Raw genomic sequence first — 24,496 nt, forward strand, 5'->3', positions numbered from 1 at the left:
GTAATGATTGGAAAGCTTCCATATTTCTTTTTTCGTTCAATGAATATCTTAAAGGCAGATAAGAAAATTATTTTAATTGCACTTTGTCCGGTTCTAATTGGTTTCATCCTTTATTACTCTTTGGGACATTATGCCTTTAGCGAAGTTTCCGCTTGGGGGCATGGATATATAAATGAAAAGTACCCTGAGCAGGGTTGGGTGAGCACTGTATTTTCAGGAGTTCTCATTATTCTTTTAGGAGTAATTATTAACTGGACGTTCTTTATCGTTGTCTCAGTCATTGCTTCACCTTTTAATGATATGCTCAGTTCAAGAGTTGAGATGATTTATAAGCTTCAAAAAGAGAGCACTGATACTTTTACGCAAACGATGAAACGACTACCAAGTATTCTTATGAATGAACTAAAGAAGATTGGTGTTATTGTCGTTTTATCAATTATCAATATTGGTATAGGCTTCTTTTTTCCTCCAATCACATTTGTATTAGGGGGATTAATTCTCGCTATTTCATTTATTGATTATTCATGGTCAAGAAATAACCTAACTTTTGCAGAATGTGTTGGTGATATTAAGTCAGGCTTTCTACCTTATTTACTAGGTGGAGTTGGTTTTATGATTCTTATATCAATACCTTTACTAAACTTATTCTTTCTTCCTTTAGCTGTTGTGTTCTTCACAGTTATCTATTGTGAACTAAGAGTTAAGGAGATAGCTTCAAGTGAAGAAGTTCCTACTAAGGGTTAAGGGAGATGAAGCAGAAATAGCTTCAATCCTGCCTGTTGTAAATGCCATTATTAATGAGCACGAGGACAATCAAGTTGCAATTGTTTACACAGATGCAACTCAGATTGATGACTTCTGGTTACCTGAAAGGTGTTGGGCCTACTCAATTTCAAAGAAAGAAACTGAATCAATGTTTGCAGCACATAAGTTTGCAGCAAATTTACATGAAGTTTTTAATACTGATTACTATATTGATTATGTGAATGATATGTACTCTGCTGTTCTTGGCCTGGCCTTTAGGGCCAATGTAAAGATTGGTTTACAAGGTGGACCAAAGAGCTTTTTTTATCAAGTATCACTACCTGAATATAGCGGTGAATATTTAGATGAAAAGAAAATGAGCGCATTAAAGGCGGTAGAAGGAAACTTTAAGAATGCTAATATCGACCACGCTTTCACACATCAGAGAATTTCAAATATATTTATCTGTTATCCACATAAGTATGATGTTGAATTTGTTGAAAGAATGAATTTTCTTGCTGAATGTTTACCAACTTTAAAGCTTCATGGTTATATTCCAAGTGAATCAGTGGAAGGTTATGATGGGGTTAAGGTAAGTAAAAGAATTAGTTTATTTAGTGAATCACCAAATATACTTCGTCGTCGAATTGATGAATTTGATGCAGTTATAACCAAATCACTAGCAACAGCGCAAATGAGCCGTAACCGAGGACAATTGGCCTTACTCGTTGGAGACGAAGAGCTTACAATACCTGAATGGAAGCACATGCCGGAGACAATTGGTCGCCTATGTTTTAGTGGTTCTACATTACTCTCTTATGGTATCGGTGAGTTAATTCAGCTTAAAACTTTTCCGGATTTAGAAGACTATATAGTTAATTATCAGTCACTTAGACTTGTTCCATAGACGTAAAAATGCCTTATTTGCGAGGCCGCTCGATTGTTGCTAAAATAAATCTATGGTGGCCGCAAAAGATCTTACATTTGCACCTTTTGAAATCGTTTCAGTAGAAGTGGAAGATATAAAGTCGTTGGCCCGAATCTATGTGGATTGTTTTTGGGAAAATTACAAAGGCATTCTGTCTAAAGACTATCTCTATTCATTAAAGTATTCTGATATACAACAAAATTGGGAAAGAAAAATTCCTCGTCGTCCAACAGAAGGGGGAACATTTGTTTTCCATGCTCCTGATGGAGATGTTGTTGGCTTTATTGATTACGGACCTGCTCGTGAGCATGAACATGGTATCCCTGGTGAAATCTATGATTTTTATATTTTAAAGAAATATCAAAAAGCTGGAATGGGGCAAAAGCTATTTGATGCTGTCTTAAAAGATTTTAAAAATCGTGGCTACGATTGTTTTTATTTGTGTACTTTTAAAAATAATCCCTCAAAAGGTTTCTTTATAAAAAATGGTGGCAAGGTTTTAAAGGAGTCTCCATTTGAGTTTAATGGAGAGATTTACCAAGAAGAATATTTTTACTTTGATCTATAAAAAAAGGCCCTCGTCGAGGGCCTTCTTATTATGCTTTGAATTGTTCGATTTGTTCTTTAAGTGAATTTAGCTTCTCTTCAAACTCACTTGCTTTTTGTCTTACCTCAACAACAACTTCTTCTGGTGCATTGGCCATGAATTTTTCGTTATTAAGTTTCTTACCAATTTTTTCAAATTCTTTTTGAGTCTTATCAAAGTCTTTTTCAAGACGTTTGATTTGAGCATCAAGATCAATGACTCCATCAAGTTTTAAAAAGATATCAGTGTGAGTCGTTGCCTTCATAATGCACTTTTTAGGATTATCACTAGACTTAGCTGCTATTGTTACATCTTTTGCACGAGCAAGATCTTGCATTCCTGCCATATTGTCGGCAAAGTACGAAGATGCTTCTTCATCATCAGTTAAAAGTGCAACTTCAACTTCATCTTTAGGTTTGATATTGACTGATTGTCTTAGGAAGCGAATTCCTGAAACAACTTCAATAAACTTATTCATCTTAACTTGTTCACTAGGGTAGTTAAGAGCTGCATCGTATTCAGGATATTCAGCTGAGATTAGTAGATCTTCGCTATCTTCTTTTAAATAACCCCAAAGCTCTTCTGTAATGAAAGGAGTAATTGGGTGTAGAAGAGCAGTAATTTTTCTAAAACAGTATTTAAGAACAGTCGCTCTTTGAACTTTGGCAGTTTCGTCTTCACCGTTAAGTGTATTTTTTGAAAGTTCGATAAACCAAGAACAGAATTTGTCGTATACGAATGAGTACACTTCAGAACAAGCGTCATCGTAGCGGAAAGCATCGAGAGACTCATTAACAATTTTAGTCGTATCGTTAAGCTCTGATAGAATCCATTTTTCTTGATCATCAAGATTTGTAGGAAGATCTTTTTCAGCAAGCTCTATGAATGGTGAGATGAAACGGAAAGCATTCCAAATCTTATTAATGAAGTTTCTGTAACCAGCGATTCTTTCAGGGTCTAGGTTGATAGCACGGTTATAACCTGAACCAGCAGCTAGAGTAAAACGGAATGCGTCTGCACCATATTGCTCTACCATCTCTAGAGGATCAATACCGTTACCAAGAGACTTACTCATCTTACGACCGAGCTTATCTCTAACGATTGCGTGAATATAAACCTTATCGAATGGAACTTGGTTAGAGAATTTAGTTCCCATCATCATCATTCTAGCAACCCAGAAGAAGATAATATCGAAACCTGTAATTAGAACAGAAGTCGGGTAGAACTTATCAAATCCTCTCTGCTCCATTCTTTCCTTATTTGGCCAACCTAGTGTCGACATTGGCCATAGTCCCGATGAGAACCAAGTATCAAGAACGTCAGGGTCTTGAGTGTATTCTTTTGCACTACACTTTGGACATGCATCTGGCTCTAGAGCTTCATCGGCCCATTGGTGATCACAAGTTGTACAAGTAAATACTGGAATTCTGTGTCCCCATAGAAGTTGACGAGATACACACCAGTTCTTTGGTTCACGTAACCACGAGAAGTAAGTATTCTCCCATCCCTTCGGGTAGAAACGAGTTGTATCATCTTCTACTTTTGCAACGGCTTCTGCCGCCATATCTGTAACGTTTACGAACCATTGTTTAGAGATCATTGGCTCAATAACAACACCAGATCTTTCACCGTGACCAACTTGGTGCACGTGTTTTTCTTCTTTTACAAATAGTTCTAGTTCTTTTAATTTTTCAATAACACCCTTACGAGCTTTCTTACAAGGAAGTCCTTGCCACTCAAGACCGTGCTCATTAAGAGTACCGTCTAGGTTTAGGATATTAATGATTTCAAGATTGTGTCTCTTTCCAATTTCAAAGTCATTGAAGTCGTGCCCTGGAGTAACTTTAAGACAACCTGTTCCTTTTTCAATATCAACGTGCTCGTCACCAACAATTGGTACTTCACGGTTGCATAGTGGAACGATTGCTTTCTTACCTATAAGGTGAGCAAATCTTTCATCATTTGGATTAACAGCAACGGCCGTATCTCCAAGTAGTGTTTCAGGTCTTGTTGTTGCAACTTCTAATTTAATATCACTATCTTTAACAGAGTAGAGGATGTGATAGAAGGCACCGTTAACTTCTTTGTGATCAACTTCTGCATCAGAAATAGCTGATTGAAGTTTTGGGTCCCAGTTAACAATATAGTCTGATTGATAAATTAGACCTTCATTATAAAGAGTTACGAAAGCGCGTCGTACGGCCTCGTTCGCTTCTGGATCCATTGTAAACATTGAGTAATCCCAGTCACAACTTGCACCCATAACTCTTTGTTGGTTAGCGATAACGCCACCGTATTGCTCTTTCCACTCCCAGATCTTCTTTAAGAAGTCTTCGCGAGAGTAGTCGTGCTTAGTTTTCTTTTCTTCATTCCAAATTAGCTCCTCAACTTTTGATTGAGTTGCAATACCGGCGTGATCCATACCTGGAAGGAAAAGAGTCTCATAACCTTTCATTCTTTTAAAACGAATTAGGGCATCTTGAGTAGTGATATCAAGAGCGTGACCTGCGTGAAGAATTCCTGTGACGTTTGGAGGTGGCATGATGACGCAAAAAGACTCACCAGTCTTTCCTGCTTTAGGAGCAAAGTATTTCTCATTTTCCCATTTTTGGTACCACTTCTTCTCTACATCATTTGAGCTATATGTCTTAGGTAGCTCATCGAAATTTCTTGTCACAATTTCTTCCTTTTTTCGATTTAACTAATTGAAATTATATATCATAGGATACACGTTATTTCTTTTAAAAATAGATGGGTAAATAGTTGAAATCCCCAAAAAGTACACGTCAACTTTAAGCTTATTCCCAGTTTTCGACAGGCTCAGGAAGCTCTTGCGGGGCCTTGTAATCTGGGTCTTTGTCGGGCGCGTTATTGAAGAGAAGTTGATCAACTTGTCTTCTGGCCTTAATGAGATCAATGTCATTTATTGAAATATAAGAGATATCATTTTCTTTCTTATGTGAAGAGGCAGTTATGCTTAAGTTACGATTTAGTGAGTTTAAGATTTCTAGGTTTGTGTCTAGTAAAGTTGCGTTACGAAGTGAGCTAGGTTTTCTTAAAGTATCTATCCAGTATTGAAGATAACTAATACGATTCATAAACTCTTTTAGTTCAGGAGAGATCTTTACATCACGATTTTTTATATAGTTGTTGTATTCTCTTAAATTTCTATTTGTTAATAACTCACCAATATCTTTTAAAATTTTATTTGAAATATATTTTGAAAATGGAAGTGTTGTTTCTATCGACTTTATATTTTGATCGATTTCGTTATAAAGTTTTTGAGAAATATTGATATGCTCATACTTCTTGCTAAGTCTCGTATTCAATATTGAATTTAAAATGATTAATTCGATAAAATCATTATCAATAGGTGAAGTAAGATTTTTACTAAATTCGACAATATATTCTTGATTGATTTTGCTATTGATATAAAGCTCTACTACTAAGTCTTTAAGTACTGGGCTTAGACTAGGTGAAAACTTAAGTTCTTGCTCAGTAGGAGCAGTGGCAAAAATAGTAAATGTGAACAAAAGGATGATTAGGTATTTCATAGTTTCGACTTTATCTCTTTATCAATACTAAATTTACCTTCCTTATTTCTTAGAAGATAAATTTTGTCTTTGTATGGGACGAGGATCGATTTATTATGTAGAACGATATTTGAAACATAATTCAAGTCTGTTCTTTGTCTTAATTTTTTATCTTCTAAATTGTAAGAAACGATTTCTCTTTGGTTGAAGAGATTCGAATTTTCGCTTTTTAAAGTCAGGATAAAGAATAACTCATTTTGCTGAATATTGAGATTGTATCCTGGTCCACTTTGAAGATTGATAAGGGGAGAGCGTTTCGTAAAATCAACTCGACCTTTTTCAATCTCAACGAGATCAATATATGGATTTTCGCCAAGAGATGATTCTAGAATGAAGACTTTCGAATCAGAGCTTTCTAAGCTTATAATTTTATCTGTTTTATCATATTGATGAAGGAGGTATTTCTTTTTAGAGCGATTATTGTAAATATTTATATTACTCTTAAGTTCTCGGTCCTTATCTGTGTAATAAATAAGACTATCATCAAAAATTTCTACTTCACTTAGGTGTAGAATATCCTTTGTCACTAGGGGGATCGAAAAACGATCAAGATTATTCTTTAGATTTACAATTTCTATAAAGAGACTTCCTTCATCCTCTCTAGTGTACGAAATATAATTACTCTTAGAGTGAAATTTAGGAAAGCTCCCTTTTCCAACAAAGTCGAGCTGATTCTTTTTAATATTATAAAAATAAATTTCGGCTTCTGTAATATAAGAGAAATCTTTAAAGTGGTTTTCTTTAACACTTATAATATAAAGTTCTTCGTTTGCTTTGATAACATCAAACTCGCTATCAGTTTTTTTCTCCAAAACGGTATTTGCGCGATTCTTTGCGGAGTATGCGATAGCATTCTTTCCCTTTAGATAGAATGTAATACCGTTCAAGTCATCATACTTTAAGTTATGAACATTTTGTCTTGTTGTTAGCTCTAGTAGAGCTGTTTTAGAAAGAACACTCGTTGCTAATAAAGAAGAAATTATAAGCTTATTTATTTTAGTAAAGGCCATATAACTCCCAATTCTTTAAAGGACTTAAAGTAGAGTAGCGTGATAGTGCGGTAAAAGCATTTGCCCATAAAACAGATCGTGGTGAGCTAATGTCATCGAGTGCACTTCTAAAGCTTAGGTAGGTATTGTTATTAATTTCTTTATAACCATCAATAATAAATGGCATAGGTGTACAAATACCAATTTTTCTAAGTTGGTAATGAGAAGGATAGATATCTTCAGCACACCCTTGGCCGTGGATAATTCCATTCTTCTTATTATCTAAAAAGAATTTTAATGACGTTAGTGAATTAATCTCTTGTTCTTTAATATTTAGAACAGAGAGAATTCGTGAATGAATGTCAGCATCAGAAGAGTTGTACTTCGTTTTAAAGTAATCGAATGAGAGTGATCCTTCACTCCATATCTCTAGTGCTTTACGGTTATCAATCATTACATTGTACTTACAACTCTGAGAACGGCATGCTAATTCTTGAGGAACAACCCAGCAACCAGCTTTATATTTTAAGCGAAGAGGATTAAATTGTTTTTTCGACACTTGCTCGCACTTTATTCTACTAGAGACAATTTTCGTTTGAAAAAGAGCATTGGCAACAACCATGTTTAAAGCATTGTAATTCTCTTTTGAATTACCTGGAATGAAAGGTAAGCATTTCTTCCCATCGTTAGAATTGTAACAAATACTAAGTGGCCACTTTTCTTCTTCTCCTGACTCTAGATAAAGTCCATAGATCTTTTCATAAGATGGGAAAACACAGTCTTTACTCTTTAGGTCGTTGGTCGCGAAATGTTTGATAACTCGCGCACCATTGATGATGGCGTAGTTTCCAATATTCCTTGGGCAATCATTGTAATTATTTTTTAGACGCGAAATTTTTAAAGTTTCAGAAATTTCGTTACAACTAGGCATAGGATAGAGAACTGTGCCTGTCGCTGGACCTTGAGTCATGCATCGGCTAGGTTCATTTCTTAAGAGCGAGATACACTTCAAATAATCTAGTTCTTCCATTTTATCTTCAGGTGTTGTTTTACCCAAAATATTTCGACATCGAACTTCAATATGATCTGGCGATTTTTGTTTATTAATAATTAAAGACCAAAAGTCTTGCTTGGAATAATTTTTACAAAATAGTTCTTCACGACTTAGATTACTGCAAAAGTTTTTGAAGTATAAAATATCACGATCATTAATTTCATCAGTATATGTCTTAGATTGACGCCTTAGAGAATTGATATAACTTCTCTCAGAAATACTCAGTGAATTATCTCTCAATCTTTCACCAAGTTTACCTGCTAGCTCTATGGTGTAAGGAGCACTACAGATATGATCAATATTAATATTACTCTTCAGGTCTTTGTATTGATCGAGGCATTGCGTTTGATTACGAGGAAATTTTGGAGTCAACTTTGTGAATGTATCTTTTAAGAGACCTTTTTCAAAGAGGCGAGACTGCTTGAAGGATAGGCGACAATTACTCTTGTAGTAATGAGCAAGAAAGGTATCAATAGGAACTAGGGCCGTTGATGTCGAACTATCTGATGTTACACTCGCTTCAACATTAAGAAGTGGTTGGTTGTTAATTCTAATAAGACGATTTTTTAGGAGTGTATATATTGAACACTTATTAACATGAAATAATTCTTTATAGTCTTGTTCACTATAGAGAAGGATTGCATTTAACTGTCTCTTAGATAACTCGATTTTTTCTTCATCTTTGAAATTTTGTCTAAACGAAACTTTATCGCTTGGCGGATTTAGAATCTTCTCGTTAATTTCACTCTGAAAAGTTTTTAACTTTTCTTCAAATGTTTCTAATAAACTAGTTTGATTTTCTTGAGTGTTTTGGGCGAGTATTTGATTTTGAAAAAAGCTAGGCCCAGCTAGAACTGAGCCTAGTATAATTGATTTAATCGATAGTTTTTGCAAGGATTGAAGCAACGTCTTCAATCTCAAGGTTTTCAGTACCTGTTTTTTCGCTAATTCCACCCTTAAAGTTTATCATACAGAAAGAGCAGGCCGTAGCTAATTTATCAACTTTCTTTTCACCTACATGCTCAAGGCGTCCAGCAGCTAAATCAGTACCAGCTTCAACTTCGTACCACATATTACCACCACCCATTCCGCAGCATAGGGCAGTATCTTCTTTCTTATCCATTTCTTTGATCTCAACACCTGCTGCCTTTAGGATTTCTCTTGGAGCATTGTATTCACCGTGGTGGCGACCAAGGTAACATGGATCATGGAAAGTAAGATTTTCTTCAACTTTCTTTTCTGGTTTTAGTTTCCCAGAACGTAGTAGGTCAGCAAGAAGTTCAGTGTGGTGAACTGTAGTAAAGTCACCATCATCAAATTTAGCGTATTCCTTACCAATCGTATGTAGACAGTGTGGACAGTGAGTTACAACTTTATCAAAGTCGTATTGTCTCATATTTGCAATATTTTCAATCGCAATTTCAAAGAATGAGTACTCATCACCAAAGCGTCTGATTGGGTCACCATTACATTTTTCAGTTTTCCCCATAACAGCAAATGAAACACCTGCTTTCTTTAGAAGCTTAACTGTATCTTGAACAACCTTTTGGTTAGAAGCATCGTATGAACCAGCACAACCAACATAGTAAAGGTAATCAACTTTTTTACCAGCTTCGATTACTGGAACATCAAGACCGTCTGCCCATTTGAAACGATCATCTTGAGAGATTCCCCAAGGGTTTCCGTTGATTTGTACTTTTTGAACTGCCGTTGCAGCGTCAGCTGGAATCTCTCCAAGTGTAAGAGTTTTGTATCTCTTTGCACCCATGATGATATCCACGTGCTCAATATTTGCTGGACACTCTTCCATACAAGCACCACAAGTAGTACATGAGTCTAGTTCAATTGATGAGTATATTGAGTTTTCCCAGAAGTCAGCGTCAGTTTCACCTTTTGCTGCCGTTTCAAAAGCAAGATCACGTGCTTTTGTAATAATCTTTTTAGGATCCAGAGGTCTTTCTGCAAGGTTAGCAGGACATACTTGCGTACAACGTCCACACTCAACACAAGCTAGAAGGTCTAGTTTATTTTTAAGACTAAGTTCTGAAATTTTCCCAAGTCCGAAAGTCTCAGCAGTTTCATCTTCAAAGTTCATTGGCTCAAGTACGGCACCACGTCTTGGCGGAGTAACTAGGGCAGCAAATGGAAGTACAAAGATGTGAGAGAATTTAGTTGTTCCACATGCAGCTACAAATAGCATTGTATTTGCCATGTGAACCATCCACATTGCACGATATGAATATGCCCAAACCTGTTCTGAAAGAGGAATCTTAGTAAAGATTGAAGCTAGCGCCCAACCAACTGGTGACCACGTTGCTTCTCCAACAGGCATACCTGTACCCATGATTCTTACACCTTCAATTAGGTATCCAAGAACAACAAGGCAGATAAGCATAGCGTACATAAATAATTCTTGCTTTGGTCTCGTTGCTTGAAGGTAAGAAGGTCTATCAATATATCTTCTTTTGTAAGCAAGGCCAATACCTACAAGAACCATTAATCCGGCCATGTCGGCCAGGAAAGAGATTACGATATAAACAGGTCCTTTGTAGATTTTAAAAGGAGTGTCAGCGTGAATTGCAACAAGGTCTGTAGCAATCCATAGAATAACAAATCCCCAAAAGATTAGACCGTGGAAAAGAGCTACGTTTCTAAAACGTGGTACTTTACCAGTAAGAAGCATTGTTTTGAAGAATGATCCCCAGTTTAACTTCTCTGGTAAAAGGTCCTTTAGGCCCTTGATAGCATCAATACCTTTTTTTCCAGTGATAAATTGAATTTTTTGATACAGACCTTTGAACATAACAAAGACTGCTGCAAAAAATAGAATGTACATGACAACCTTAAACGAGAATGGAATATTCCAAAAAATTTCTCGCGTGGCGGCATCAAGAGTTTGATTCATTTCTTCCCTCGCTTACTTTTTAAACGTGAATATTAATTTTAATAATTTCAATCCTATATATATGATAATATATCATAAGAATCCCTATTTAATGAGTCGGAAATTATGATGTACGATAAAAAAAACTTAATATTTTTATTACTTCTCGGAATATTTTTTTCATGTTCAAGAGTTAATACTATTAACTTAAAAAAACATTCGTTTAATAACTATCCTCAAAACCTAATTTTTATTCAGATACCTGGCCTAAGTGAAGAGCATATGGGCTATTTGCACTTTAAGAACTTAAATTATACAGCAAAGACTGAGCTCGAAAATTATGCGTGTTTCGGTAAAATGTGGTCGTATAATATGATGACGATTACTCCAAGTGTTGAGGATCAATTACTAGCGCAGATTAACGGTTACGGTTTGGCTAACCAAACATGTGAAAAATATCAAAGAAAGTCTCTTTGGGATGTATTTGTAAACTCGGGCTATAGTAACTCTGTTATCTATCGCGGTGAATCTCCTAACTTAGCTGCTATTAATAAGTGTAATGCTAATTTTTACCAAAATACTCGATTATTTATCTCAGGTGGAAAGGCCGTAAAAGAAAGCAAGGCATTTCACTTTCAAAAGTCGAGTGATTATAAAGTTGGTGAAATTTATAGTGATCAATCATGTCGTGGACAAAAGTGTTTTTCGAATACGATGAATCTATTTGAGCATGTCTTTGATTCAATGAATGATTCTAATCGTAGGTTTGTTAATATCGTAGACTACGACCTTTATAAAATTTTGAAAAAGCAGGATGCAAAAGAATTTGCAAAGTATATGTCTTACCTTAATAATTTCCTGACCCAAGTAAGAAAGAAAGTAAGCTCGACAAACGATTACTTAATCGTTGTAAGTTCTGTTTCACCTAAGGCCATCGATTGGCGTAAAGTTAATAGTAAGTGGAAATCAATTTCAATAGCTTCTAATAAAGATTCTCAACTGATGGCCCCAGTTTGGGCAGATGGTGCACTTGCGGAAAATTTTTGTGGAATTTACTTAGAGTCTGATTTGAACAGCCGCTTCTTCTGGAGATCAGAAGAAACGACTCTGCCATTTTAGTGAAGGCTAAGAATACTTGAAACTTCTTCTTTTGTGATTAGATAGGCTGTTTTGCAGTAATCACATTTTGTTTCAATTGAAGCATCGTTGTGGAATACATCTGCAAATCCACTAGAGCGAACGACGCCTGCTACACCTGTAACCATGCGGTCGCGAGAGCAGTTACATTTGAATTTAATTTCTGTCGACTTTAAGAAATCAAAATCAAGTCCTTCAAATGCTTTTTGAATTTCGCTTTCTTCATTTAGAGCTTGTTTGAAAATATTATGAAAGCTTGTTTCATTTTGTTTGATATAGTCTTTCAGGCTCAATGACTCGACAATCTCTTCTTTATCTACATTGACTTCAGGAAGCTTCGTTACAAGCATTACCTGGTCACTATCATCGCTAATGATAATTTTTGATTTCATTTGATATGATTTATCAAAAAAGTCATTCATAATTTCTTTAATTGAGCGGTTCTCAACATTGATAATACTCGAATAAGGAGTCTTGCTATATGGAAATTGCTTTACCGTTCTAAGCTTTCCTGTAATTTTTTCTGGTATTGTTGGGAGCTCTACTGGGAAGATTAGTGTTCTAAAAAAACCAGACTGATTCATTTCTAACTTGTAGCGAAAGTAAGGAGAGTCTGAATCAATAAAGATTCCCATATTTTCTTGAGGCTTTAGAAAATTAATTAGAGGTAGTATTGAAAGTGTGCAATCTCTAAAAAATCCAAAACCTTGATTATTGACACTGTGAATAAGTGCAAGATCATGAATAACTTTTTGACCCTCTAAAAAAGAAATTGCGAAGGTTTTCTCTTTATTAATGAAGTTGAATAGACGGCTTTCTTTAATCACAGTAAAATTCTCCTTGTAGGCGCTTTATATATCGTTTTTTGCATAAAGTGTCATTTAAAAAGGGTAATGTTGCGTGTTAAATCTTTATTTATATAAAAATCATTTTGATGAGTTATTTGAAGAAAATGAAAATATAAAAAGCTGGCAGATAGTCTGTCCGTCTCCTCAGCGTTCAGATTTATATCGTGATTATATTATTCGCAAAGGCCATGCTAGAAATACTGAGACAATTACAGTTGCAAAGTTCCTATCTGATCACCTGAATTTAGATGATGAGCAAAAAAAGCTATCTAAGTCTGAACTTATGGTAGACCTTTGGACTTTTTGGAAGTCTTCGGTAAATGATGATTATGAAAAGTTTCATTTTTGTTTTGAGCTCTTTACTGAAGTACGTTCATTTGATCTAAGTGGTTCATTAATTGAAGAATTAAGTCAGCTGGCCACTCTTGAAAAAGACTGTATCGCTGGCCTGATGAGATTTCACACTTATTTAGAAACATATAATATTGTTGATGAACAAAAGTCTTACCAATTAGTTAGTGAAAGTTTTAGACCACAAGAAGACGTTGGTTATATTTTTATTGGCTTTGATCACTTAAATGCAAATCAAATTGATATGCTTAAAGGGATGGGAGAGAAGGCCAGTGTTTATATTCCTTTTGAAAAATCTATTTTCAACCAATGTGATAATAAAATCTTTTGGCCTAACTGGGTAGAGTTAGAGCAGATAAAAGAAGCACATGAGATCGAAAGCATATCTTGTGATTATATTTCTATTCCTTCTGGAAGAAGTGCTGAGTATTTAAGTGATCTAATTTCTGGTGAAAAACAAATTCTAAGTTTTTCGAATGGACTTGACCTGACTCAAGTAAACTCGATTCTACTCGCACAAAAAAGGTTTAAGACAGACTTTGCACTATTCTTTACAAGTGTTGATCAGTTAATTTCTAAAGTACAAGAACAGTTAAACTTGAATAAAGGTCATTTAAGTGCAGATGAATTAGTTTTGTTCTTAGATAAGCTTGCTCTTACTAATATGAACGAGAAGAGCTTTATGCTTTTAAAAACTATTTTAGCATTTAAGAAAGAAGTCTTAAGCTTTAGTGAGAAAGCTACGGTAAATGAAAATATTTATAATTCTGATTTAAAGCTATTGAAGGAAGTCCTAGGTCTTAACCTCCCAAGAACATCAGTTGTTAACATTTCGATGAAAGATACTGGTGTGATTGGAACAAGAGATAACTTATTCACTAGTGAACGTGCAGATAATCAATATCTATATATTTCGAAGGACGATTTGGGAGCACTAAGCTCTTCTCAAAGGTTCTCAAATGATGTTCTCGTTATTTTTAGTGCATTTGGTCCATTACAAAGTAAAAACTTAGATATTATTATTTTAAGAAACCAACTTCGACGCTTTATTCAGGGAGGCGGAAACCTAATTTTAGAAGAAGGGCTAACGCATGGGAGCTCAATTGCTGAAAATCTTTTTGAAGGTGTTGAATTAAATCCAACCCATGCCCAAGCAAGTGAACGTAAAAGCTTCGGAACTATTTATAGTCAAAAAGCAGCTATACCTGAAAAATTATCACCATCATTTATTCAAACATATATTGATTGTCCGAAGAAGTGGCATTTAAAATACGCTCAAGGTGTCGACCTCGATGTTTCTTCTTCTGCCTTTATTGATCGACGTTATATTGGGACAATTAATCACAGTGTGATTGAATCTTACCTTGAGCTTCATAATCAGTATGATCGCGGAATTCTAAAAGAGCTTATTGCAAATACCTTTAAGCGATTTATCGATGAGAAGTCTCTACTACCCGAAAAGATCGATATTGAAAGCCTGAAACTTTCAGTAGAATCCTACTGTAGTGGCATTATTTATAAACTTCTTGAAATTAAGAATGAATCAAATGTTGAATTCTTTTTCGAAAGAGATATTTCAAAAGTTAATGAAAAATATAAAGGATCTATCGACTTAATTATCAAAGATGGTGATGATTATTATATTTACGATTTTAAAACATCTGGCGGGGCCGTTCCTACTAAAACTGATATAAATGATTTTCGAAAAATTCAACTTCTTGCTTATTATGAAGCATGGGGTGTCGAGCATAATCTAAAAGGTGGTGGCTACCTTTGCCTTGAAAACTTGAAAGATTCAATCTTTGTTGGTGAAGAAAAGTTTTTTAATGAATTTCACTCTAGAACAAATAAAATAGAAAGTTATAAAAAAGAAGAGTTTAATGAGTTTATGAATGAAACGATGGTTTCAATGAGAAGTGCACAGTCGTGGCCGGCAGCACCACTAAACTCAGGAATATGTACCTTCTGTGTTGCAAATCCAATTTGTGCAAAGGGTGGGGATAAGTAATGGCCATTCAACTTAATTCAGAACAAGAAAAAGCAGTAATGCATAATGGTGGAGTCCTACTAAATGCTGGAGCTGGTTCAGGTAAGACTAGAGTTATCATTGAGCACTTAGCTTACTTAATCGAAAAAAAGTACGATGCTCTTTTTGAGTCTGCACATCCTGATATTCTAGGGCAATTAAAGTCATATCTTTCTAAAATTGTAGTAATGACATTTACGAAGGAAGCTGCTGGAGAGTTACAATCTCGTATGTTTGATCGCTTTTCAAAAGTCGAAGATGTTACAAAGAAGAAAATTATTGATGAGGCCCTTGAATCACTTGGTATTTCTACGATTCACAGTTTTTGCCTTAAGTTGATTAAACGAGGTTATATTTTTGGTGCTCCAGCGAACCTCGATATTGTTGATCGTTTCAAAATTAATGTGAAAATTGAAGAGTTAACAAAGCAATGGTTCTCTCGAAATCTGAATAATCAGAAAATAGAAATATTTTTAAAGAATATTGACGCTCTAATTAGCTCGATGCAATTTGTGTTTGCAAGTCCTGAGCTTAGGTTTGAGTGGTCAAGTATTGATGTTAATGACGTCTCTTTTGATGAAGGCGAATACTTCGATAATATATTGAGCTTACTTGGCTGTAATGAAGTCTTTAATAATCATTACTCTAGTAATACTTACTCCGATGAACATAGTAAAAAAGCATGGTGGAAGCACTTAAGCGCATCAGAGTCTTTTTTCTTATCAAAGAATTATAGTTGGAATAATATAAAACGTTTTTGTGAGATTTATAAATCAAATAAACCGCGAAAGGCCAAAGGAATCCCTTTGGAAGTGGGAGAGCTAATTGATCAATGTAACTCTCTACTAAAGTTTTATGATAAAGAATCTGAAAACTATGATGCCTTTTTTGAGAATGAAGGGATATATCTAGAATGGTTAACTTTATACAAAGAACTGTTTAATTATATAGAAGAGTATTACTACAATTATCCAGGAATCGACTTCTCTGATATTGAATACCTAACTCTAAAGTCGTTAGAAGAAAGTGAAGAATCACGTAGGCTTTGTCAGGAGAATTTCGATTATATTATTGTCGATGAATATCAAGATACTTCTCCTGGGCAGTATCAAATTATTAAGCATGTTATCGGTGAGAATTTCAATCGATTAATGTGCGTAGGTGATCGCAAGCAAGCTATCTATGGATTTAGAGGTGGTGAAATTGCGGTATTTAATCAAACTGAAAAGGTAATTCCTCAAAACCTTTACATGTCCAATAATTATCGCTCAGAGGAAGCTGTTGTAAATTTTAACAACCAATTCTTTGAAACAATATTTGGATTAGGCGAAAAATATCAAGGGCACGATCAGTATAGTGTAAAAGTTGATTACCAAAACTTTCCAGATGTTAAAGAATCCGGTCTTGGTATCGTTAAAGGTCATAAAGTTAATCTCGAAATCGAGTTAGAGAAAAAATCTTCAACAACTTATGACAATATCGAAGCAGGTGCTATTTGTGATCTAATTAAAAAGAAGCAAGATACAAATCCCGATGAAGAGATTTGTATTCTTTATCGAACACTTGCACCTTCAAAACAATTAATTTCAAACTTGATGGCAAGTTCTATTCCATTTGTTGCCCAAGTAAAGATTCCTTACGGGGAAGATCCTCTCGTTATTATATTTAAGGCCTTTGTTAACTTCTTAATTGAGGGAGTTAAGGAAGGAGCCGACGAAAAGAGACTTCATGCAATTGCTCGATACTACAACTTTATAATTGAAGGAGTATGTAGCCATTACTATGACTCATATCAAAGTGTTGATGTAACAAGTCTTATGAAAATGAAAGATACTTATATTAATAGTAATATTGAGTATGCCTTCTGGTCGTTTGTATTTGATTTAGGCTTATCAAGTTCTGCCTATAAGAATAATTCTGAAAAAATAAATGGAATTATTGGTGGTGCTAAAGGTGATATTGATCAAATTTATAAAATCCTAAAATCTTTAGAGAAGGACTCGTATAGTGCTAGCTTCTCTTATCTTTCACAACCAAAAGTTAGAATTATGACGACTCACGCTTCAAAGGGGCTTGAATTTGATACGATAATTCTTGGTGGTATTCATACTAACGGCCGTACAGTTGTGGATAAGTCTAAGTTTGGTGCGCTTCCAGGAGCTTTATCTTGGAGTGCAGATATAAATAGTAAAAAATTAAACTCATCTCCAAATCTAATTCTAGAGAAGCTAATAAAAAAACAAAAAGAATTCTCTGAGTCAAAGAGACTTTTCTATGTGGCCTGTACAAGGGCCGTGGAAAACATCGAATACTTTGATATAAGTATCAATGGCGAAGATGTAAAACATTCTGACAATAGCTGGATTGTGCCGCTTCGAAATTATCAAATGAAGTCAGTAGAGATTGAAAGTTTTGATCTTAAATACGAATTGGAAGAAGCAATACGTCCACCTATATATTTTCTCGATCCATTAGGAGTTAAGAATATTGATAACTCTGTAGACATTGGTCTCATCTCTGAACTTTCAGTTACAAAACTATCTGAGTTGGCTTTATGTTCAAGAAAATTCTATTTAAACCAAGTCTTAAAACTTGAGGATGATTTAAAAGAATTCTCAAAAGAAAAAGAAATCGCACTGCCTCACGTTCAAGGTGTTTCTGATGTTGATCGTGGTAACCGTCTTCACTTCTTAGTTGAAAATCTTATTAAAGGTAGAGATTTAAAATTTAATAATACAGAAGAGGTCGAAATTGTCGGATGGGTAGGGGATACAATTAAAAAGTCTTCACATGACAAAATTTTAAGTGAGCATCAAATAAAATTTTCTTTTTTTGGTCAAATGATTACAGGGATTATAGATGGATTGCTTTATCAAAATGGTCAGGTAGTAGAAATTTGGGACTTCAAGTCAGGACTCATTGATGATGATAAGCTGCGCTCATATTTCTTTCAATTAAAAACCTATGCTTATGGTCTACTATTAGTTGGCGAACAAGTTACTGAAAAAATTAAGTTAAAGGTACTAGCTCTTGATCAAAAACGTGTCATTGAAGAAGAAATTTCAATGGCCGAGCTTGAAGCAAACCTATTTGAAACGTGGAGAACTCTTACTGATTTAGTCGGGAAAAGAATAACTCACTGTTCATCATGTACGTATGGAAATTTATGCCACCAATAAGCGACTTAAATTGTAGTTAACATCTTATGTTAAAATAATCTCTGTAAATCCAACTATTTGAAAGGCAGGACGCTAAAATGATTAGGATGATCTTTGTATTATTTTTAACTTTTATGACGATTAAGACTTTCGCCGCAGAAAGTGATCTCTACAATTTTTCATGGCTTGATAAAGATAAAGAAATTTATGTACTTCAAAACCGTAAGTTTAAAAAACAACAACGCTTCTATGTAAGTGGTGGCTTTGGTAAAACACTATCTGGTGCGTTTGTTGATTCAACTTCTATGCAGTTAAGAGGTGGTTACTTTTTTACTGAAGAACTTGGTGCTGAATTTATCTATGCTTCTAATTCAGGTGAAGAGAATGATACAGCCGCTTCTGTTAGAAACAGTAATGGTGGTGGAAGTGGTTCAATTCCATTTAGAAGAATTGTAAACGACTATATTGGTGTAATGGCAACATGGGCGCCTTTTTATTCGAAAATTAATACATTCAATTCAATTCTCTATGTTGACTGGATCTTTGGTCTAGGTTTAGCAAAACTTAATGAAACAAATAATGGCCCTGAAGTTAGAGCAGGTTCTCCAAACCCTGGTTTAATAATAGATGAGTCACACACTGGTCTTATGTGGGATGTTTCAACTAAATTTTATATTAATCAATCTTGGAGTATTAGAGCAGATATTAACGGAATTCTTTATCAAGCTGCACCAGCAAGAGAGTCTGGTTCTGAGAGTGATCAATTATATTCAAATATTGATCTAACTTTCTCTGTTCAGTTTGACTTATAAAGGAAGCTATTGTGTTTAAGAAAGCGCTTATAACATTTCTAATATTGAGTCAGGCATACGCACTTGAGTCAATTTGGACTGATTTAACAAAATCAAAAAATCGCATATCTCGCTATCCGAATATTATTAAAGAGCTTATAGATAAAGAGATGTACCATACGGCCGTTCCTTATGTGAAAGAGTATTTAGTTACGTATAAGGGAAGGACGAATAAGAATTTTGAATATCTATTTGAACAAGTTGTTTCAAAGGTAGGAGATAGACAATTTATTCTGTTGCCTGAGAATTATCTTCAAAATATTGATTCTCCAACTCTTAAATATTTACTCGCTAAAAAGCAGTTAAAGAGAAGAAAGTATAAAGAAGCTCTTCAAACCTTAAATGGAACTATTCCGGCATCACATCCTGTAAAGCCATTTGCACTTCACTTAGAAGGTGTTGCATTTACTATGCTTAGAAGTTTTAAGGCTGCAGTTGGATCATTTGAGAACTGTGTTGATCAGTCGACTAGTAGTAGTGACGAAGTACGTGCAAGACAATTACAAATTAATCAGGACTACTGTCTTGCTGGTATTGCAAGAGTGAAGTATGAACAAAAGAAATTAGATGAGTCTGAACTTGCTTTTATTGATGTAGATAAAAGATCTTATATTTGGCCTGAGCTACTAATCGAAGAGGCTTGGAATAGTTATTACAAAGGTGACTATAATAGAACACTTGGGAAACTTGTGACATATAAGGCACCGGTTCTAAATTATATAGTTAATCCAGAAGTTAATGTTCTAAAAGCACTTAGTTATTTTAAGCTATGCTTATATGATGATATGTCTAATATCATTGATGATCACTATAAAGAATTCGATAAATCAAAACAAGTAATCGATCAAATGCTTGCTAAGAAGCATTCTTTAGAATGGTATTTTAAATTCATTAATAGCTATGTTGATGGAAAAAAATACTATGATCCACTAACAAATAAGCTACTTGAGAATGTAAGAAAAGACCCAGCTTTTTTACAACTGTATCAAAGTTATAAAGATGGCCTTCGTGAAATTAAGACAATAAAAACAGTTAGAAATAGAAGATTAAGAAAGATTTTAGCTATTAATTTAAAAGACTCTTTATTTCTTCAACAAAAACTAATTGGATCTTATGTTAAGAAGGTTTTTAAGCTTAATTCTGCACAATTAGAAAAGTCATTTATTGGTTTAAGTTATTTAAGACTTGAAGCACTGAATGCAAGAAAAGCACGTTTATATAGTGGTATTACAGATACCGGAGCAAGAGGTGATATTAAGTACCTGAAAAGAAACTCGAAGCAATACTTTTGGTCGTTCAATGGTGAGTTTTGGGCCGATGAGTTAGGTGACTATGTATTCGCTCTTCGATCGGAGTGTCAAAAATGATTAAGGTTTTATTATTTGCAACTCTTATAAGTTTTAACTCTTTTGGTATTAAGCTTAATACTAAAAGAGATCGTATTGTTTCAGTAATCGATATGGAGCTTAAAGAGCTTGTGCGTATGAAACGATACACAAAGAACGATACAATGCTTGATTTGCGTATGGCCGAGCTTAATTTAGAGAAAGGGCGAATTATTCGTGAACAAGAAAATGAAAATTTCTTTAACTTAGATATAAAAGACAAGAAGCGTATTGATCGAAAGAAGTTTTTTGCTGAATCTAGCGCATACTATGATAGAGCTCAAAAAATTGGATTGTCGATACTTAATAAGAAACCAAACGCTAAGGCACGCTCTCATATCTATTATATCCTTGCTTATAATGAATTAGAAAATGTTCAAATGGATAGAGCAAAGTCTCTTTTCGTGAAGTCTGTAAAATCAGCGCCAAAAAATGATTTAATCGGAGTTAAGTCTCGTCTTGCACTAGGTGATATCTATTATCGAGAAGGTGACTTCAGTAAATCTAAGAGGTATTACGATACTGTAATTTATAAGATTAAAGATGATAAGTGGTACACTAAGTATCTTTACAATCTTGCTTGGTCTAACTTTAGAGTTGGAAATAAGAATACTGCAATTAAGCAAATGAAGGAAGTTCATAGTCTGTCGAAAAGTCCTAAATATATCGACAAAAAGGATATGGCCGGACGTGATGTTGGTTACTTCTATGCTGATAAAGGCGATACTAAGAAGGCCCTACAATTCTACCAAAATGAAAAGGGAACACCTGAAAAGAATTTTTTCGATATGGGAATGTTTCTTCTTGATAAACAGAAATATTCTCAAGCTGCGGGAATGTTCAGATCTGCATTTAATGGAAAGAGTGAAGAGTACAAAGCTAAGGCACTTGTTCAACTATTACAAATCTATGATAAGTACAACAATAATAAGAATTTTCTTGTTTATGCGCGAACAATTACTAAAACAAAGCTTAATCCAGAGCAAAAGAAAGAGGCGCTGTTTTATGTAACAAAACGTGCTGCACATCTTCAAAAAGAATTAGGATTGTCTCATAATAAGAAGCGTCCAAAAATTATGAAGTTTAAAGGACGTATTGCTGCTGAATTATACTTTATTTCACAAGAAGTTGATCCTAGCTTAGGAGAGAGAGCTCTGTTCTATGCTGGTGAGTCTTACTATGCAGCTTCTGAATATGATCAAGCACTCTTTATGTACGATAAGGTTATCTCTTCTGATAAAACTGATAATGTATACTTTAAGAGATCATTAGCAGGTATGATTGTCGTACTAAATGACAAAAGAACTTCAGCTGGAATTAGAAAAAAATATTTTGAGAAAGTATTCTCAACGTATATTAAGCATGAAGATTCAAAGCCTAAGAAGAATAAAGCTGTTGAGAAGCTATTCTCTTACTATGTCGATGAAGAGAAAGATGCTAAAAAAGCACAGAATTTGTTTTTTGTTTATGCTAAAGAGAATCCAAGAGCAATTTCAAAAAATGAGGCAATGATTGGACGTATTGTCGACCTTCATAAATCACAAAAGAATAAGTCTGAGTTAATGAGTTTTGTTGGCGAACTTAAGTCTACTGGAATACCGCTGAGAAGAGGGTTTATCACTCATTTGAATAAAATTATTCTTGTCGCTCAATTTTCGGATATTCAAAAGGCAAATCAAAAAGGTGATAAGGTTACGGCCTTGAAGGGCTACCTGTTCATCTATAAAGATAAAGAAAGTACGCCTGAAGCTAAAAGGAATGCAGCATACAATATTGCTGTTCTTTTCTATGAGTCAGGTAATATTGATTTAATGACTAAGTGGCTTGATCGTGCAATTGAAGAAATGCTAATTTCTGAAATTACGAAATTTTATGAATCGTTCAATAGTATTATTAGTGAGTTGTTCCTAAGACAAAGAGTCGATCATGGAATGGCCCTTACTCAAAAGCTACTGTCAAAAACTTGTTCTTTAAATGATAAGAGTAAAGAAGGTTTATTAAAGAACTATATAGTAATGGGGCTTGCAACCAATAAAGATAGTGCTGCAGTGAGCTTTGTGGATTCACAATCTAAGTGTCGTTTTAAAAATACAACACTATTATCTTCTTACGAACAAATATTTGATTACTATATCGACACTAAACTGCTGGATAAGGCGGATGCCATTTATCGTCAACGTCTAAGTGCCTACACGACAAACCTATACAAAAAGTCTGAGTACGTAGGGAAGCTGTCAAAGTTATCAAGAACCCAAAAGAACACTTCACGTTATGCAGGTGAGTTATCTTATATTTATAATAAAGTTAAGAAGAAGAAAGATCTAGCAATCGAAACTATTGATGAAGTTGCTCTTATGGAAGTTGATAAGCTTGAGAATGACGTGAATAACTTCAATTCAATTGGACTAAGCTTTCCTGAAAATACATTTAATAATACGATGAAGCTCAAGTTTAATCGTCTAGATCGTATTCAGGGAAAAGTTGCTCGTATCGTAGCGATGGGCTCAGGAGAGGCAATGGTTAAGAGTTATTCACTTTTAATTAATTCGTTTGATCGCTTCTCTACAGATGTCGGTTCATTCTCTCCTGAGGGCAAGTCTCCAGAATATATAAAGTCGTTTAAGGCGAGTATGGCCAATGTTTCGGCCAATCTTGCAACTAAATCAAGACAGCTTAAAAGAGAGCTAGATAATTTAATCAATAAGAATGACGTCTTAACAGTTAACTTTGGAACACTATCTAGACAAGGCTTAGGGCTACCTTCGATGTCTGGAGCCGTTCTAATGGATAAGAGGGGGAATCGTTAATGAAGTACTTAGCTATTCTTTCAATGCTATTTATGGTGTCTTGTGCATCTTCTAAAAAAGGTTCAACTCAACAGTTAGAAGATGGTGAGCAAATTGAAAATCTTACGAATGCAGACTTTAAACCAAAGAGTCAGATTCGTTATAATGCAGAAGCTGATTATCATCTCATTAATGATCTGGTTGATGACGTTCTAGAAGATGAGTCACTTGATAAGGTTGATTTAAATAAACTTGAAGAAATCGATTCAAAGAAGACTGGGCTTGTTGGCCTTTGCTACATGGGGAATACGAAGGAAGGTCTATCTCAGCTGGATGCAATGTACGAAAAGTATAAGGCCAATCCTTCATATTGGAATCAGCAGGGGATTTGCTCATACAAGTCTGGAAATAAGAGACTTGCAAAAGTTTACTTTAACAAGGCCGTAGCACTTGATGATAAATATATACCAGCGATCAATAATATCGGCGTTGTCTATATTGATGAAGATAAAGATGCAAAGGCAATTGCGGCATTTAAGCAAGTACTTATTCTGAAGAAGAATAATAAAACAGCAATGTTTAATCTTGCAAGTATCTATATCAGATATGGCCTATACTCAAAATCAACTTCACTGTTGAAGCGACTTTATTCTGTTAATAAGAATGATCGTGATGTTATTAACTCATTAGTTTATTCATATCTTTTTGATGCTAAGCCAAAGTATGCTTATACAATTCTTAAAGAAATGAATTCTGATTATATTGATATCCCAAGTCTAAAGATCGCTCTTTACTATTCTTTAAAACAACTAAAGAGTGATCACGCTGTCACAATACAAAGTGACTTAGACACTACCGATATGAATGCTAAAGACAAGGCCTTCTATCAGCAAGTTAGGAAGATGTAATGATGAAAGTTTTATTATCAACGATGTTACTTTTATTTACGACACAAACATTTGCACAAAAGTCTGTAAAAGAAAAAGTAGTTTATAAGTATAAGAAGTTTGAACAGTTTAATCTTGAAGAGATTAGCGTTGATGGTGAGCTTGGGGCACCAGGAGAGATTACGGTCTCAAATCGTTATCTGCGTCAGTTCAAAAATAAATTACCTTCAAAACCAAACTTTCATTTAGAAATGATGAAAGGTTTGGATCGTATACGCTAGGAGTAGAA

Annotated in this window: 17 protein-coding genes; 11 read left to right on the top strand and 6 right to left on the bottom strand. The window is 34.6% G+C overall.

What is annotated here, in order from left to right:
• Positions 1-3: 3 nt before the first annotated feature.
• The 3 genes from C0Z22_RS06740 to C0Z22_RS06750 are packed head-to-tail and all read left to right on the top strand — an operon-like array spanning position 4 to position 2,240.
• Complete coding sequence (locus tag C0Z22_RS06740) at positions 4-744, top strand: EI24 domain-containing protein (RefSeq protein WP_103217596.1); 741 nt, start codon at positions 4-6, stop codon at positions 742-744.
• Positions 719-1,651, top strand: a complete 933-nt coding sequence (locus C0Z22_RS06745) for a hypothetical protein (RefSeq protein ID WP_103217597.1) — start codon at positions 719-721, stop codon at positions 1,649-1,651. The genes C0Z22_RS06740 and C0Z22_RS06745 overlap by 26 nt, the downstream gene beginning before the upstream one ends.
• 52 nt (positions 1,652-1,703) lie before the next feature.
• Positions 1,704-2,240, top strand: coding sequence for a GNAT family N-acetyltransferase (locus C0Z22_RS06750; protein ID WP_103217598.1), 537 nt, complete (start codon positions 1,704-1,706; stop codon positions 2,238-2,240).
• A gap of 28 nt (positions 2,241-2,268) precedes the next feature.
• Here C0Z22_RS06750 and C0Z22_RS06755 read toward each other — a convergent pair whose 3' ends face one another.
• From C0Z22_RS06755 to C0Z22_RS06775, 5 genes are all read right to left on the bottom strand, one after another.
• Positions 2,269-4,935 carry a valine--tRNA ligase gene (locus C0Z22_RS06755; RefSeq protein ID WP_158246843.1) on the bottom strand — a complete coding sequence of 889 codons (2,667 nt, stop codon included), beginning with the start codon at positions 4,933-4,935 and terminating at the stop codon, positions 2,269-2,271.
• A 121-nt stretch (positions 4,936-5,056) separates the two neighbouring features.
• On the bottom strand, positions 5,057-5,812 hold the full coding sequence (locus tag C0Z22_RS06760; RefSeq protein ID WP_103217600.1) for a hypothetical protein: 756 nt from the start codon (positions 5,810-5,812) through the stop codon (positions 5,057-5,059).
• On the bottom strand, positions 5,809-6,861 hold the full coding sequence (locus C0Z22_RS06765) for a hypothetical protein (RefSeq protein WP_103217601.1): 1,053 nt from the start codon (positions 6,859-6,861) through the stop codon (positions 5,809-5,811). The genes C0Z22_RS06760 and C0Z22_RS06765 overlap by 4 nt, the downstream gene beginning before the upstream one ends.
• Complete coding sequence (locus C0Z22_RS06770) at positions 6,848-8,809, bottom strand: hypothetical protein (protein ID WP_146037825.1); 1,962 nt, start codon at positions 8,807-8,809, stop codon at positions 6,848-6,850. Before C0Z22_RS06770 ends, C0Z22_RS06765 begins: the two co-directional genes overlap by 14 nt.
• Positions 8,769-10,799, bottom strand: coding sequence for a heterodisulfide reductase-related iron-sulfur binding cluster (locus tag C0Z22_RS06775; protein WP_103217603.1), 2,031 nt, complete (start codon positions 10,797-10,799; stop codon positions 8,769-8,771). Before C0Z22_RS06775 ends, C0Z22_RS06770 begins: the two co-directional genes overlap by 41 nt.
• Positions 10,800-11,060: 261 nt before the next feature.
• Between C0Z22_RS06775 and C0Z22_RS06780 the strand changes: the two genes are divergently transcribed.
• Positions 11,061-11,897 carry a hypothetical protein gene (locus C0Z22_RS06780; RefSeq protein ID WP_146037826.1) on the top strand — a complete coding sequence of 279 codons (837 nt, stop codon included), beginning with the start codon at positions 11,061-11,063 and terminating at the stop codon, positions 11,895-11,897.
• Here the strand turns inward: C0Z22_RS06780 and C0Z22_RS06785 are convergent.
• Positions 11,894-12,742 carry an Hsp33 family molecular chaperone HslO gene (locus C0Z22_RS06785; RefSeq protein ID WP_103217605.1) on the bottom strand — a complete coding sequence of 283 codons (849 nt, stop codon included), beginning with the start codon at positions 12,740-12,742 and terminating at the stop codon, positions 11,894-11,896. The two genes, C0Z22_RS06780 and C0Z22_RS06785, sit on opposite strands and share 4 nt — an antisense overlap.
• Before the next feature lie 73 nt (positions 12,743-12,815).
• Here C0Z22_RS06785 and C0Z22_RS06790 point away from each other — a divergent pair, with 73 nt between their 5' ends.
• The 7 genes from C0Z22_RS06790 (at position 12,816) to C0Z22_RS06820 (ending at position 24,488) form a co-directional block, all read left to right on the top strand.
• Positions 12,816-15,122: a PD-(D/E)XK nuclease family protein gene (locus C0Z22_RS06790; protein WP_103217606.1), complete on the top strand. Its 2,307-nt coding sequence runs from the start codon at positions 12,816-12,818 to the stop codon at positions 15,120-15,122.
• Positions 15,122-18,319 carry a UvrD-helicase domain-containing protein gene (locus C0Z22_RS06795; RefSeq protein ID WP_103217607.1) on the top strand — a complete coding sequence of 1,066 codons (3,198 nt, stop codon included), beginning with the start codon at positions 15,122-15,124 and terminating at the stop codon, positions 18,317-18,319. The genes C0Z22_RS06790 and C0Z22_RS06795 overlap by 1 nt, the downstream gene beginning before the upstream one ends.
• Positions 18,320-18,396: 77 nt before the next feature.
• Positions 18,397-19,110 (top strand): outer membrane beta-barrel domain-containing protein, encoded by a 714-nt coding sequence (locus tag C0Z22_RS06800; protein ID WP_103217608.1) that lies wholly within the window; start codon positions 18,397-18,399, stop codon positions 19,108-19,110.
• 11 nt (positions 19,111-19,121) lie between these two features.
• Positions 19,122-20,516 (top strand): hypothetical protein, encoded by a 1,395-nt coding sequence (locus C0Z22_RS06805; RefSeq protein WP_103217609.1) that lies wholly within the window; start codon positions 19,122-19,124, stop codon positions 20,514-20,516.
• Positions 20,513-23,341, top strand: coding sequence for a tetratricopeptide repeat protein (locus C0Z22_RS06810; RefSeq protein ID WP_103217610.1), 2,829 nt, complete (start codon positions 20,513-20,515; stop codon positions 23,339-23,341). The genes C0Z22_RS06805 and C0Z22_RS06810 overlap by 4 nt, the downstream gene beginning before the upstream one ends.
• Positions 23,341-24,228 carry a hypothetical protein gene (locus C0Z22_RS06815; protein WP_103217611.1) on the top strand — a complete coding sequence of 296 codons (888 nt, stop codon included), beginning with the start codon at positions 23,341-23,343 and terminating at the stop codon, positions 24,226-24,228. Before C0Z22_RS06810 ends, C0Z22_RS06815 begins: the two co-directional genes overlap by 1 nt.
• Positions 24,228-24,488 (top strand): hypothetical protein, encoded by a 261-nt coding sequence (locus C0Z22_RS06820; RefSeq protein ID WP_103217612.1) that lies wholly within the window; start codon positions 24,228-24,230, stop codon positions 24,486-24,488. Before C0Z22_RS06815 ends, C0Z22_RS06820 begins: the two co-directional genes overlap by 1 nt.
• Positions 24,489-24,496: the final 8 nt, after the last annotated feature.

This window comes from Halobacteriovorax sp. DA5, assembly GCF_002903145.1.
GTDB lineage: Bacteria > Bdellovibrionota > Bacteriovoracia > Bacteriovoracales > Bacteriovoracaceae > Halobacteriovorax_A.